Annotated in this window: 1 protein-coding gene; it reads right to left on the reverse strand. The window is 54.3% G+C overall.

The features are described from left to right. Positions 1-248 (reverse strand): hypothetical protein (locus BCY78_RS25780; protein WP_199523210.1); only part of this gene is annotated, 248 nt, incomplete at its 3' end. Positions 249-385 lie beyond the last annotated feature (137 nt).

Here is a 385-nt window from a genome sequence, read left to right on the forward strand (position 1 = left end):
TTAAGGAGCTTGTAAATAATCGTTGAGGCGAGCCCGGCAATGGTTGTCAGAAGAGCAGCGGAGGTACCTTCAAGCAAGAGAACAACGGCGATAACACCGTACCAGAAAGCCCCGTCTCCACGGCGGCTGACGCCCCGGCAGAACGGCTTCAGGCTGTGATGCCGCGACCACTGAATGGCCTGACGGCACAGCTGCAGTTCAATATCATCGGCTCGTCGAAACAGCTCTGAGGCGTTTGGCGTTTTCATTTGGAGCTCCCTGAATATCCTGGTCGAGTAGTAAGTGAGCGAATTGCCGTGCAAGTTGTTGCCAATCCATGGATTTGGATTGTTGATGGGCTTTACTGCGAAGCCGTGTTAACAGGCTGGGGCGCATGGCTAGAGAC

This window comes from Pararhodobacter sp. CCB-MM2, assembly GCF_001691415.1.
In the GTDB taxonomy this organism is placed as follows: Bacteria; Pseudomonadota; Alphaproteobacteria; order Rhodobacterales; family Rhodobacteraceae; genus Pararhodobacter.